We start from the raw sequence: 13,993 nt of genomic DNA, 5'->3' as shown, positions 1-13,993 counted from the left end.
GAATTTTAGCTAAAATAACAGCTTTAACTTTGGTTCAATTCATCAATAGATTTATTTTTGAAAGACCAATAAACAATATTAAAACACAAATAGTTTAATTACACCCAACGGGTTATTTATCTATTAATTTTTATCTGGTTTCACTTGGCTTGCTTGTTACATATATGTCGCTACCGATATCGTAAAATGACCAGCGATTTTTAGTTTTTAGACACTATTTACTAATTTTATTACAAGTATAAGGTTTAATTGCTTTCTACATATTCTAAAATTGCATTTAATGTTTCTTCAGAAAAAGGCTTTGAAAAACTCCCTTTAACATTTTCATAATTTAAGCAATTACGATATTCAGCAAGTTCATTCGAAGCAGAGTTCATAAATATAGGAATTTGATTGATATCTTCTAAATGTTTTATATTTTCAAGGAATTCAAAACCATTCATGATAGGCATATTGAAATCTAATATAATAAAATCGGGAAGTTTTTCATTTATAGCATAAAGTGTTTTTAGTTTTTCAAGAGCAAGTAATCCGTTTGTAAAAAATTCAAACTTATTTATACTATTATTTGATTTCAATATGTTATTAATTATTGAAGATGCTATTTTATCATCCTCAACAATAAATACTTTACTATTTTTCTTCATTAATTTGTTTATGTCTGGTTTTGAACTATCCACTTTACCATTAAGTAGGTATTATATAATGACTATTTAATGGTAGAGTAGAGTATTTAATTTTGATTTAAATTTTTGGATCCAGTAGTTTGTATAAAACTGGGGTTACAACCCTTGATAGAATCAGTGAACTTATTAGTCCGCCTACAATTACCCATGTAAGTGGAGAATATAACGGAGAATGTTACAGCATTAATGGGATTAACCCTCCAATTGCAGTCATGTGGTTAATACAATTGGCAAAAAGCGGGTTTCGCCAGCCTTATGTATTGCCTCATCTATCGTTTTGCCTTCACGACGGAGATGATTTTTATAATCCACCAGCAGAATAGAATTTTTCACTTCAATTCCAGTCAAAGCTATAATGCCAATTACAGAAATAAAGGAAAGTGTGTTACCGGAAATCAATAATGCTATTACCGCCCCAATAATACCAAGTGGGATAACGGAAAGGACTATCAAAGTACTTTTGAAAGTTTTGAATTCCAATAATAAAATAGCCAGAAATCCAAATATGGTAATTAGAATTATCTTGCCGAGACCACCTAAACTATGTTCTTTACTTTCCGCTTCCCCAGCAACCGTGTAACTAAAGCCATTGGCATAGGGAGTTTCTCAAGCAATTCAACAACTTTTGTTGTAATAGCTTCTATGTTGAATCCCATATCTACAGAACTGGTAATGGTTATCTAACTTCTCTAGTAATAGCGTTTAATTGTTGGAAACCGAGGTTTCAAAGTTTAGACTTGCTAGTTGGCTTATTGGAATCATAGGGCATGAAAGTGATGCTACATATATTTTATTGAAGGCTTCAAGTGTTTGATTTTTTTCATTAGATATTCACTATGGTTCCAATTTATATTTTCCAATATATGGCAAATTATCACCTCCCATATACAAATAACCATTTTGTTCCTTTACAGATCCCGCTTCGGACATCTTGATTCCTGTGGGGTCGAAAAAAGAATTCAATATTTTTCCATTTTCAGAAAGATGCATGACCATTCCAAACTTATCTTGCTTGGGTTGTAACCAATTTGGCAATCCATAAACAAATTTTTTCATTCCTTTTTTAGGGTGTATTTTGTCAAGTGCATCATTTCGTTTTGTTGTAAAACCAAGCCAAAACGTGCCGTCTTCACGAATAGAAATACCATTTGGAAATCCAGGTAAATTGTCCATAAATATTTCTGTTTTGCCTGCATTCGAGCCTTTAAGCCAATATTTCAGGATTTGATATTTGGTGGTTTCTACCATCAATAAAAAGGTCTCGTCTTTTGAAATTACTACGCCATTACCAAAATAAGTACCGTCAATAAGCGTTGTTATTACTTTGGTTGATGGGTTGTATTGGTATAATCCTCCATTAGGTCTCATTTCTAGAATAAGTTTTCTACCATATTTTATCGTGTAAGGGCTTTCAGAAGAGGTATTTGTGAAATACATATTTTGCTTACTGTCAATATCCAGACCATTTGGGATTAAGAAACGTCTGTCTCTATCATCTTTATTCGCCAATACGACAACTTTTTTAAGCGGACTAATACTAATCAGTCCTAGTTTATGGCTTAAAGCAATTAAGTTATTTTGCTTGTCAAAATGCAGACCAGCCACCCAAGAACCAGCATCATAAAAAATTTCAACTTTTCCGTCCGGATTAATTTTTAATATTTTACCGTCAGAAAAATCATTTTCAGCCTTATGAACTCCACAATAAAGATTGCCAATACTGTCAAAAACTATGTCTTCCGCACCAACCCAACCTCCCAAATCTATTTTCTCAACGGTTGTTAATTCGTTGTTGAGTTTGGTTATTCCTTCAAATAAAGGATTGATTGGAGGATTCCAAGCCAAAGGCTTGAGGGCGCAGGACTGATGGGATAGAATTAAAATGGCGCCACTAATTACTAAAATAATTGATTTGATTTTTCTCATTTTTGTTTTGTTAAATTATTTAGCAAAACTATGTGAGTTTTTTTTCAAATCTCTTTACATATGTAAAGGAATTAATATCAAGGGTTTTCTGCCCTGATACGCGACAACTGTGTCGGTGTAATTCCTAAAAACGAGGCAATATGGTATTGCGGAATTTGTTGTTCGAGGGTTGGATATTGCTGTTGAAATATTTTGTAATATTCTTTTGCTTCAAGCATAAGCAAATTGACTTCTCTTATTTCTTTTTCTACAAAATAATGTTCAGCCGTAATTCTTCCCAATCTTTCAAGGTCGGGACAAATGTCATACAGTTGCCTGATAGTTGCATAATCTGTTTCCCAAATTGTACAATTTGTCAAAACTTGTTGAGCCAATTTATTAGGTGTTTCAGTAATAAGGGAAGAGTAAGCTCCAATAAAAGCGGGAGCCACGAAAAAGTTTTTGTTAAATTCTTGCCCTTCTTTATTGGTGTAAAAGGAACGGGCAATTCCTTCTTGCAAAAATGCTATTTTGGTGGCTACTCTATCGACATTGCAAAAATAGTCGCCTTTTTTTAAGTCTTTTTGAACAAAAATGCCTTTTATCAATGCCCAAGTTTTATCTGAAATGGGCGTAATATGATTTAAGTATTTATAAAGGTCTTCCATTAGTACTATTTTTACAAATTTCAGGGTGTTTCAAACTGCAATGAAAGTAAAATGGTATAATCGCTATGGTATTTGGCTAAGGGGCATATTGTTGCCATTGATGTTGTATTTAGCACTTAAGTTTTATTAGTTTTCAAATATATACAACTTTTATTATACTATTATAATTGGATAGAGATAATTTTCTTAATTTTTGTAGTGAAAGATCGGGAGAGTTTTTCTGTTTAGTCTGAAGTTTATTATTTCTTGTATTCTGGTCAGACTGAATGCTGTTTTATTAATGGAGTTTTATTTTTTGTAGAGTATTTCATTTTTCTCTAACGATTGAGGGGGGGGGATCGCATTGCAAACGCTTCGAATTGAATTTTAATTTAAGTAGGTACTCGTCAAAGACGAGCATCAGAGGGGATGTTTTAATTGCTTCAACATATTCTAAAATTGCATTTAATGTTTCTTCATAAAAAGGTTTTGAAAAACCTCCTTTAACATTTTCAAAATTTAAACAATTTCGATATTCAGCAAGTTCATTCCAAGCAGAATAGTCCTTTAAATAATCTAATTTATCATTTAATTAATGTCAGACATATTCCGATATGATCGCTTAATTTTTTATCAACATTGAACGGTTCAATTTGAATTTCTCTATTTTTAATAAACTTTTTTGAAATTAAAATATGGTCAATATTATCTTTGATACTAGCCGTTGAACTATCCAAATCAAACTGATTAATTATATTATTTAAATTTTCACGGTATTCCTTACTAGGATATATCCAGCCAGAAAGCGATATGTTCAAATCCCCTACCAAACAAACATTCTCATTTGCAAAAATTTTATTAAAATCTGATTCTTGCTCATTAAAATCTTTCACGAAACGGTCTTTATCCCTACTGTAACCAAAAATTCCAACAATAGTTCCATAAACTACTAATTTTCCCAAAGTAGTTTCTAATTCTACAGCCAAACTTGTAAATTCATCAGTGGTTTGGATCCTTTTTTTTATTGGAAACTTTGAGTAAATACTAACCCTGTTTTCCCCTTCTCTATAAAAATTAACATTGTCCTGATTCTTTGACAAAGGTTTTGAATGTTGCGCAAAATAATTTTCACCTAGATCAATTAACGTTGAGTTAGTTTCAGTTAATACAATAATATCAGCATCATAGCTTTTTATCAATTCGATTATAGATTTTAATTTTGATAAAATCAATAATCTTTCAATGTTGAAATTTATTATTTTCATTTAGGGTTGTTTTTCCTGTAGTACCTCTAACTTTTTTAGACTTTAATATTCCAAGTTATGATTATCAACCGCTCCCTTATTATTTTCAAAGTAGCGAGAACAGCTTCCTCTTTTGGTAAGTCTCCATAAACCAAGTTTCTAAAATCACCGTTATAAGTATCTTTCAGCCTCTCCCAAATGAGATCTAAATCTCTAAAAATAAGAGCATCATTTGGATGATTGGCTAACCATTTGTTATTGTTTCTAAAACTCGTTACATCGTCTGTTGCCACTCTTACTAACATCTCGTCAAAAGCAGGAGATTTAAAGAAATCTGAAAATTCTTTTTGTTGTAATAGTTGATGTAAATCGTAAGTATGTCTGATTTTATTCTTTAAATCATCCATTGGATTTTCTCCATATGAAAACCGAACCAAGCTCATAATTTTTTCACACAATGTTCTTGTAGGTTCTAATACTCTTACTTCAAACGGCAGTAATCCATTGGCTTCCGCAATATCAGATTGACCGTTATTAATCATCATTTCTCCAATAAATGAATGCAACATTCTATTGGTATAAGGCTCGTAATACCCCAACCAAGTAGATTCTAAAACAATAACATCCCGTACTTGCCCATAATTACCTTCAAACTCTTTATTGTAAGTATGTGCAGTTTTGCGAATCATTCCTACCTTGTGAGTTATGGTTGCAATTTCTACTTCGGCTAATACTTCAGCTACCACATTTCCAATGGTTTTTAATTTTGCTTTGAGTTTATTATCCGTTTCGCCTTCCCTTCTCAATACTACCAAATCTATATCTTCAGAAAAGCGGTCTATCATTTTATAGCATTTTGAAAGTGCTGTCCCTCCTTTGAATACGGTATCATTTCCAATTTCATTATTAAAAATAGTATGCAAAGCATAAGTAACCCAATAGTCTTTTTCAACAAACTCAGGCTGAATATTCATTTGCTGTGCAGTGATTCTTACCGCATCCTGAAAAAGGTTTTTATTTAGATGCAACTTCATTTTATATTCCAATTGTTAATGGTTGGCAAATCACTTTTTTTCAATCCTACTTTGATAGTTGTAAGTGGATTAAGACTTTTTTTTAGTTTTTTGACACCCTTTGAAGATGTCTTTTGATTCTCTAAAACAGCACCTAACAACGCCCTTACTCTTGGCGGATAGAGCAAAGCATATTTTATCATTTCTTCCCTTCGTGCTTCGGATAACTGCTCAATACGTCCACTCAATAGTTTTACTGAATTGGCGGTATTGCTATCGGATATTTTTCTGATGTCTTTAAACGTATCCAAAAAACCTAATAATTCATAATTACTATCTGTTACTTCGGCATAGCTTTTTACTGCATCGGCTTTTACCGCTCCTCTATTAATAAAAATACGTTTGCCACGACTGGCTATTTTAATCCTAAATGCCATTTGTGTAGTCAGGTTTAATTGATTGTACAAATACGCTCCTGTTATGTAAGCAATACGTTTCCCTTTTTCAAATAAATAGGGTCGTAACTGTTCGTTATAATCTGGTTTTAATTCTCCAAAAACCGTTTGTTGTGGTATGTAAAATATGCCTTTAGATATTTTTTTAATTACATCTTTGGCTTGTAAACGCTCTAATACTTTGGCCGCCGTTTGATAATCTTCTTTGGCAATACCCAAATCAGCATACCCAAAGGTTTTCCCTTCAGGTAATTTTTTTATTTGAATACGTATTTGTTCTGCCAATTTCATTTCACAAAGATAATTTTATTTTTAAAATGTCAAGTTTTTTGAGCGGAAAACTTGACATTTTAAAAAATATTTGACTTTAACCGATAACAATCATAATTCAATTCTTTCATAAAGTAAAGAGCCAATATTTCGTTTTATAATCACAAGTTAATGTTTTACAATTTGATTTTACGACTAAAAAATCAATTCAGTAAACCATAAAAAATTACTTTTCAATCGAAAATTTAACCAAAAAAATAATTATCAAAATAAGTGAATTAACATTAATTAATTTTCATTAATTTAGCCAAAATAATTAATATTAACAGTACACGATTCAGTACACGATTTGGAATAAAATCAAATAATATAAGGGTTTATTTGGATTATTTTTTTAATAATTTATCAAATTCATAACCCTGAGGTCCCGAGTTCAAATCTCGGTCTCGCTACGAGGTTAAATTCAATGAAGTTACGGGTTCGTGTTCACGAACCCGTTTTTTTATGTCTACACTTTTCTTACTTTTACGGACAGTACACGATTTGCCAATGAAAACCAACTATTCTGAACCTAAAATACTTACTGGAAGTGTAGAATTTTCCCAGTGGAACAAGCTCTCAAAACAAGCACAACAAGAAGCGATTTCAAAAGATTGGTATGTGTATTTTTCATTCCGAGATCCTCAAACTGAAAAGTTAAAACGCGAATCAAATATCAAGTTAGAGGCTAATAAAATAAAAACTGCAAATGAACGGTTTAAGTATTTAAGATCTATTCAACAAAACCTATCAATTCTATTAAAAAGGGGTTATAATCCTTATCAAGACAATGCTGAACTGACCAACAAATAAACCTATTTTACAATTAAAGTATAATTTACATCAGTGGTTTGACTTTTATAATATGAAACTGCAATTTCTTTGATTGCATCTACTCTTTGTCTGTCTAGACTTACGGCATCATCATATTGTTTCATCTGAAAATCCCATTGTTTTTTTTCCTCGGCAGTTACTTTTACTTCTATGTTTTTTGCAATATTTTGTGATTCCTTAAAACAAGGTGAAGCTGGATCGATTTCAGATAATATATTTAATGTTCCTTCATAGTTATTTGTAGCGATTGCATTTTTCGCCAATTGCATTTGTTTAGTACAATTCTTTTTTTGAAAACCTTTGTAGGCTTCGATTGCTTTTACTTGGACTTGACCATAACAACTCACAGCATCTGGAACTGACATAAGTAGCCCTAAAGCCTCTTCAAATTGTTGTGTTTTTACAAAACCATCAGACTTCTTAATAATATCTGAACATCTTGTTTCGTAATATTGGATAATTTTTGTTTTGCTTTTTTCTATAAAAGTTTTAAAATCAATATCATTTGCAGCAATTTTTGTAATTGCGTTTGTGATTGCCAATTCTTTATTACTTCCACTTCCTTTTATTGTTTTACTGATTGTTGAGAATAATATATTATTATCAACTTGTTTTACAAACAAACTTAATTCGACACTTACAATAGTTATATTTTGCATTCCGCCTTCAACTACGTTTGTTTCATTAACAGCAAATTTTGGATAAATCACAAAATTGTTATTGTAACCTGAATCCGACAATCCCGAAATGGTTACAATTTGAGAAATTTTAGTGTCCAATTTTGAAAGTTGAGAATCGTCTAAATTCTCCATATTTTTAGGCATAACTACCGAAAGAGAAATTTTTCCGATTTCGTTAGTTTCTTGTGCTTTGGATCCCAGAAAAAAAAAAGAAGCAATGATTATGAAATAAATGTTTTTCATTTTGTCTATTTAATTGTTATGTAAATGGTACTGCTTTTAACATCTTTTGCAGGTTGAAGTCCCAATCCTTTAAAAAATTTGAATATTTCTAATGCAAATTTATTAGGGCTATAATTATTGCCAGTAGCTTGATCTTTTAATGGAATTTTTACATCATCAAGTATCATTTTTAAGTCTGTTGTTCCTTGAATATGATAATTATTTTTAAAAGCATTCTTTTCCATCCACGCTTCGATTTGGTCTGAAAGAGGCAAGCCATCTGAACCTATTTCTGATGACATTTTATATTGTGAACCTGCATCAAAACTAATATCAACAATTACAGATTTACCATTATTTACTATGTCAGTAAATTTAGTTTGCATTACATTCAGAAAATCCTCAATACAACTTTCAACTGCTTTTGATGCCAGTTTGTTATAATCTTCAGTATAAAATCTTCCGCTTTCTCCAACTTTGTTTGATAGTGAATTTCCTGTTGATGCTTCATAACCTGTCAAAATTAATTTTACAGAATTTCCAGAACTTCCATTATCAATAATAACTTCTGCTTGAACATAAACATCAGCACCAGACATTTGAATGATTTGTGATTTTATATCTGTTTGGTTATCCGAAGTAAAAACATTATTGTCTTTAGCTGCTTTTAATTTTGCAATAAAATCTACAGTCGTAAAACCTCTACTATCAAAGCCTTCCTTTATTTTTGTAATTGCAATTCTTTTATTTGGGTCATTTTCTAAAACAGTTCGTAAATCTTCTCCTTCTTTTGTATAAGGGACAACCATTATCTTGGGTTGAACAGTTACAACTTGCCCTCCATTATTTGTTGTAGAATTTTGACTATACACAGAATTTGTAATACACAACATTACAAATAATACAATGTGACTTATATATTTATATTTCATAAATTAAATTTTAGTAACCAAATTTTCGGATAATGTTGTTTTGTTCAAGGTCTTTACACAAAGCAACCAAATTGACTTTAACATCTACAGCTAAACTTTTTGAACCTCCATTTTGTCTTTTAAAATCACTTACTGGAATACTGGACATTATAAAAGTTCTGTATCTAATTTTATTGTAAAATTTATCAAAATAGTCTTTATGCTTATCCATTTCTTCTGACTCATTAGTGCCAATTAATGCGATTTTTTGTGAAGACTCAGGTAGTCCCCTAAAAAGAATAACATTTATTGATTTTTTTTCAGCATCAGCAATTGCTTCTTGTTGATTAGTACCCACGCCAATTGATCTCATTACAATAGTTCCTTCATTTCCTGAAACATAATTTACTTCAGCAGATGCAAGTGTTTTTTTGCTGCAACCAGTAGTTAATATCATAACTAAAACAGCAAAAACGCTTATTTTTTTAAGTAGAATCATAGTCTTATTTTACTATTAGCTTACAAGTTAATTTTTCAGCAGCATTGAATCGTGATAAAATCTCATTACCACCTTCTGAAACTGAACATTCCGAAAAATCATTGCCTGCAATTTTTACTATTTTTATTTCTCCAATTTGTGTTGGATAGGGTTTACCCTCAATCATTTCATTTTTTTCAACAATTAATTTATCCCCTTCTTTAAAACCAAATTCTTTGCCACCGACAATCAAAACTGTTGATGCAGATTCTTTTTTTGAAGTAATTATTTTGCAAATTTTTGTAATTAATGGAAAGGTTTTAATAAAATAAGCTGATAGTTTTGGCTCAACAGATTTTAATGCTTCATTTACGGCACTTTCAGGAGACAACATTAATGGACTAACTTCGGTTTGAAAACTTTCTGCTTCAGTTGTTTTATTTGTTTCTACTTCAATGACTTTTAATGTGAAGGCAACACTTGATTTATAACCATTTATACTGCCATCAGAATTTTTCATTGCATAAATGCTCATTTTTAATATGTTCCCAACTATCAAATTTTCAGCAGCTAAAGTAACATCTTGTTTAACTGTGTTTTTACTGTCAAGAAAAGCTTCTGATTTTTGTAATTCAAGTTCCTGTTGTACTTTATCATAACTTGTTCTATCAACAACAGTAAACCGTCTAGAGTTTGTAACAATTTGAACTACTTTTTCAGCTACAGCACCTGAATATTTTGAATCTACTTCACAAGTAAATTTTGCAACACCCAAAACTGGTTTCATTTCTGTTTGTGAATAGCCTAGTAGGCTATTCACAAAACAAAAAAATAAAAGAATATTTAGATTTCTCATATATCAATTAATAATTACCTGAGGATTTTAAAGTTGCAATCAAATTATAAAGAACCTTTAAATTTAAATTTAACTCAGGCAATACTAATGCAAGTACATCCTTTGAAAAGTTTAATGATTTTGTGGCTTTAGGTATTTGCATCATACTAGCACTCTTCAAATCATTTGCTGCCGAAGCAATAGTTGCAGACATATCTGCAACCGTTTTGACTTGTGTAGCAATATTCATCCCCAAGGCACCAAGTTCATCTAAAGTTGGTTTTTTTACAGTTACATCTGCCACACCGTCGACAGATTCTCCAATAGTCCTTTTATACATTTCAGGGACTAATACATTAATTTCTTTTGTTGAAACTAACATTTTTGTGGAATTTGATGCAAGTTCATCAACGCTTGAAATTCCAGAAGTTTTAGGTTCTGATAATTTTTCAAATTTAACTTTACGTTCTTCAGCGTCTTTTGATTTCATTTCAGTCTTTAACTCTTCTCTTTCAGCCTTTAATTCATCTTTTGTTTTTGTCTGGGCAAAACAATTTTGTTGCATTACTAAAATTAAACCTAGACAAACAGCAGTTTTGTAAATCATTTTTGTAAACATCATTTTTATTTTTTTTGTTCCCCTACTCTTTTGGATTTTCAGTAACTCCCCGTTTATTTTAAGTGGTATCTGGACTCCACAATTTTTATTCTGATTTAAGTAACTTAATTTTCCAAACGTAATGCCATAAAAAATAGAAACCTTACGGGAAACCGTAAAGAGGTAAAAAAAAAAAAGAAATTGAGAATTAATATTTAAGTAAACTCTAGTGTCTACGGGAGGTAGAAAATTAACTAGTGGAAAAATGAAGTGGAAAAAATTAAAATAATGTTTTACAATTTGATTTTACAACTAAAAAATCAATTCAGTAAACCATAAAAAATTACTTTTCAATCAATACTTTCATCCAAAAAACAAATTATCAAAATTTGATTATTAACATTAATTAATTTTCATTAATTTAGACAAAATAATTAATATTAACAGTACACGATTCAGTACACGATTTGGAATAAAATCAAATAATATAAGGGTTTATTTGGATTGTTTTTTTAATAATTTATCAAATTCATAACCCTAGATCCCGAGTTCAAATCTCGGTCACGCTACTAAAAGCTCTAAACAATCACTGTTTAGTTTTTTTTTGAATAGAAATAAAATTTTAAGGTCTATTTAATTGACTCAACTTCAATATAATGCTACAGACAATCAACAGAATTAATCAAAATACTGTTTTTAAAAGATATATTCGGGCACTATTATACTAAATTAATCAACTCATTTTGTATCAATCTTAAAACTGAATTAGCTGATTAATAAGAAAATGAAAACAATTCAATCTGATTGTCAAAAGGAATAAAAAGAGGAAATTGAAGAAAAAATCAAATACTAATTCTGATATTTACACTTTAAAAAATAATTAAATGAAAAAAATATTTTCGATAATTCTTGTAGGTTTTTGTTTTACAAATTGTATTAGTCAAAACTACAAAGTTTCTAAAAAAATAAATGTTGCTGGAGATGAGGGCTGGGACTATTTAGCTGTAGATGAAGTAAACCATCATTTATTTGTTTCTCACGGAAATGTTGTAAACGTAATCGATTTGAAATCGGATAAAACCATCGCAACGATTCCTGATACCAAAGGCGTTCACGGAATTGCCATTGCAAACGACCTAAACAAAGCCTTTATTACCGATGGAAAAGATAATGCAGTTACCATTATCAACCTGAAAACTTTTGAATTTATCGATAAAGTAACCATCGAAGGTCAAAAACCGGATGCAGTTTTGTATGACCCATTCTCTAAAAAAGTTTTTACTTATAATGCCAAATCTAATGACGCCACTGTTCTTGATGCCATTACTAATAAAGTGGTAAAAACAATTCCGCTTGGAGGAAAGCCAGAATTCTCAGTGACTAATACCAATGGCTTGATTTATGTAAATATTGAAGATAAAAATGAAATTAAAACCATAGATGCAACCAAATTAGAAGTCGTAGCAACTTGGAGTATTGCACCTGGCAACGAACCCTCTGGATTGGCAATTGATCTGGAAACCAATAGATTATTTTCTGTTTGCGGTAATAATTTAATGGTAATTGTTGATGCTACGAATGGAAAAATCATTAAAACTTTACCTATTGGCGATGGTTGTGATGGTGTAGCTTTTGACGCCAAAAAGAAACTTATTTTTAGTTCCAATGGAGAGGGAACCATTACAGTTGTAAAAGAAGAAAATGCCAATACTTTTTCTGTTTTTGAAACTGTAAAAACTCAAAAAGGGGCACGAACAATAGCACTGAATAAAACCACCAATCAGTTGTATTTATCAACAGCTGAATTTGGTGAAAAACCAGAACCAACAACTGAAAACCCAAAACCTAGAGCCAGTTTAATCCCAAATTCTTTTGTGGTTTTGGTTGTTGAAAATAATAGCAAATAGTCAATTTTTATTGTATAAATTTATCCAATGAAATCATTCTATTTTTTCATTCTGTTTTTACTTAGTATTAAGTCTTTTTCGCAAGAAAAGGACTTACGCTTTTATATCGAAAAAGCACAAACAAATTCGCCTTTGCTGAAAGATTTGTCCAATCAAATTAAATCCAATGCCTTGGATAGTTTGATAAATCGAGCCAATTATAAACCCCTAATATCAGTAAATCTTAATGCCAATTATGCTCCAACTTTAAATGGATATGGATATGATACCGCTGTCACCAATGGACAATTAGTATCGGGTTTGATTGGAGTTAATCAAAAAATCATTGGAAAAGGCATCGTCAATTCGCAAGCTGAAACGTTCAAATTGATGAAAGACGGTTTGCTTTTGAATAAAAGTATTGCCTTAAAAGATTTGAATAAAGCGATAATTTCTCAATACATAACTACATCAGGAAGTTTAGATCAAATGGATTACAATCAAAAAATGATAAGCCTTTTAAAAAACGGCACTGATGTATTGAAAAAATTAACCCAAAATTCCATTTACAAACAAACCGATTATTTGCTTTTTCTTTCGACGGTAAAACAACAGGAATTGCAAGTTTTGCTACTCCAACAACAATATCAAAATGATTTAAGTTTACTCAATTATTTATCCGGAGAAACGGATACGTCATTTGTTAAATTAAAAAAGCCGGAGATTGTTTTGAAAAGCATTGAAAATGAGGAAAAAATTGTTTTTCTAAAACAATTTGAAGTGGATAGTTTGAAAATAAAAAACCAAAATAAGTTAATCGACAACAATTACAAACCTTCTTTATCCTTGCTTGCAGACGCCGGATATTTATCGAGTTTCACTTACCAAGGCTATAAAAATCTAGGCCTTAGCGTTGGTTTTGGGTTGTCCATTCCTATTTATGATGGTAATCAAAAAACACTGCAACATCAAAAAAATGAAACTGCGCTAGCAACTAATATAGCTTATAAAAACAATTTCAACAAGCAATACCAACAACAATTATTGATGCTTAACCAGGAACTGAGACAAGCAATAGCAACCGAAAACCAACTACAGTCGCAGCTTCAGATTGCTGATGCACTCATTGAAGCGGATAAAAAATTATTGTTGTCCGGCGATGCTCAAATCACTGATTTTGTTATTGCTGTCGGAAATGTAATAATGATTAACAATACGATTTCCCAAAATAAAATCAACAAACTTCAAATCATTAACGAAATCAATTATTGGAGTTTTAACGACTAATTA

General features: G+C 30.9%; 14 protein-coding genes and 2 pseudogenes. 4 read left to right on the top strand and 12 right to left on the bottom strand.

Going from position 1 to position 13,993, the window contains the following annotated elements; all coding sequences use genetic code 11:
* A pseudogene (locus tag IR213_RS13325) lies at window positions 1-98 on the top strand (IS982 family transposase); the annotation flags it as partial.
* A 147-nt stretch (window positions 99-245) separates the two neighbouring features.
* Here IR213_RS13325 and IR213_RS13320 read toward each other — a convergent pair.
* From IR213_RS13320 to IR213_RS13290, 7 genes and pseudogenes are all read right to left on the bottom strand, one after another.
* Entirely contained in the window at window positions 246-647 is a 402-nt protein-coding gene (locus tag IR213_RS13320; protein WP_194312799.1) for a response regulator, read from the bottom strand.
* A 249-nt stretch (window positions 648-896) separates the two neighbouring features.
* A pseudogene (locus IR213_RS13315) lies at window positions 897-1,217 on the bottom strand (efflux RND transporter permease subunit); the annotation flags it as partial.
* A gap of 303 nt (window positions 1,218-1,520) precedes the next feature.
* On the bottom strand, window positions 1,521-2,612 hold the full coding sequence (locus IR213_RS13310) for an SMP-30/gluconolactonase/LRE family protein (protein ID WP_194312798.1): 1,092 nt from the start codon (window positions 2,610-2,612) through the stop codon (window positions 1,521-1,523).
* 77 nt (window positions 2,613-2,689) lie between these two features.
* Window positions 2,690-3,259, bottom strand: coding sequence for a Crp/Fnr family transcriptional regulator (locus tag IR213_RS13305; protein ID WP_194312797.1), 570 nt, complete (start codon window positions 3,257-3,259; stop codon window positions 2,690-2,692).
* A gap of 563 nt (window positions 3,260-3,822) precedes the next feature.
* Window positions 3,823-4,503, bottom strand: coding sequence for an endonuclease/exonuclease/phosphatase family protein (locus IR213_RS13300; protein ID WP_194312796.1), 681 nt, complete (start codon window positions 4,501-4,503; stop codon window positions 3,823-3,825).
* A gap of 35 nt (window positions 4,504-4,538) precedes the next feature.
* Complete coding sequence (locus IR213_RS13295; RefSeq protein WP_194312795.1) at window positions 4,539-5,516, bottom strand: nucleotidyl transferase AbiEii/AbiGii toxin family protein; 978 nt, start codon at window positions 5,514-5,516, stop codon at window positions 4,539-4,541.
* Complete coding sequence (locus IR213_RS13290; RefSeq protein ID WP_194312794.1) at window positions 5,513-6,241, bottom strand: DUF6088 family protein; 729 nt, start codon at window positions 6,239-6,241, stop codon at window positions 5,513-5,515. The genes IR213_RS13295 and IR213_RS13290 overlap by 4 nt, the downstream gene beginning before the upstream one ends.
* A 528-nt stretch (window positions 6,242-6,769) precedes the next feature.
* Here IR213_RS13290 and IR213_RS13285 point away from each other — a divergent pair.
* Window positions 6,770-7,072, top strand: coding sequence for a hypothetical protein (locus IR213_RS13285; RefSeq protein WP_194312793.1), 303 nt, complete (start codon window positions 6,770-6,772; stop codon window positions 7,070-7,072).
* A gap of 2 nt (window positions 7,073-7,074) precedes the next feature.
* Here the strand turns inward: IR213_RS13285 and IR213_RS13280 are convergent, their stop codons facing one another.
* The 5 genes from IR213_RS13280 to IR213_RS13260 form a co-directional block, all read right to left on the bottom strand.
* A complete protein-coding gene (locus IR213_RS13280) occupies window positions 7,075-8,016 on the bottom strand; it encodes a hypothetical protein (protein WP_194312792.1) in 942 nt (313 codons plus the stop codon).
* 5 nt (window positions 8,017-8,021) lie between these two features.
* Complete coding sequence (locus IR213_RS13275; protein ID WP_194312791.1) at window positions 8,022-8,927, bottom strand: DUF6175 family protein; 906 nt, start codon at window positions 8,925-8,927, stop codon at window positions 8,022-8,024.
* Window positions 8,928-8,937: 10 nt separating this feature from the next.
* Window positions 8,938-9,405, bottom strand: a complete 468-nt coding sequence (locus tag IR213_RS13270; protein ID WP_194312790.1) for a hypothetical protein — start codon at window positions 9,403-9,405, stop codon at window positions 8,938-8,940.
* 4 nt (window positions 9,406-9,409) lie between these two features.
* A complete protein-coding gene (locus IR213_RS13265) occupies window positions 9,410-10,171 on the bottom strand; it encodes a hypothetical protein (RefSeq protein ID WP_228479187.1) in 762 nt (253 codons plus the stop codon).
* A 76-nt stretch (window positions 10,172-10,247) separates the two neighbouring features.
* A complete protein-coding gene (locus tag IR213_RS13260) occupies window positions 10,248-10,841 on the bottom strand; it encodes a hypothetical protein (protein WP_194312788.1) in 594 nt (197 codons plus the stop codon).
* 860 nt (window positions 10,842-11,701) lie between these two features.
* Here IR213_RS13260 and IR213_RS13255 point away from each other — a divergent pair.
* Together IR213_RS13255 and IR213_RS13250 are read left to right on the top strand one after the other, a co-directional pair.
* A complete protein-coding gene (locus IR213_RS13255) occupies window positions 11,702-12,724 on the top strand; it encodes a YncE family protein (protein WP_194312787.1) in 1,023 nt (340 codons plus the stop codon).
* A 27-nt stretch (window positions 12,725-12,751) separates the two neighbouring features.
* Window positions 12,752-13,990 (top strand): TolC family protein, encoded by a 1,239-nt coding sequence (locus IR213_RS13250; protein WP_194312786.1) that lies wholly within the window; start codon window positions 12,752-12,754, stop codon window positions 13,988-13,990.
* The last annotated feature ends 3 nt before the right edge of the window (window positions 13,991-13,993 follow it).

Source organism: Flavobacterium soyangense, from assembly GCF_015277675.1.
Classification (GTDB): domain Bacteria; phylum Bacteroidota; class Bacteroidia; order Flavobacteriales; family Flavobacteriaceae; genus Flavobacterium; species Flavobacterium soyangense.
The sequence above is the reverse complement of the archived record's forward strand: the minus strand, read 5'-3'. Positions and strand labels throughout refer to the sequence as shown.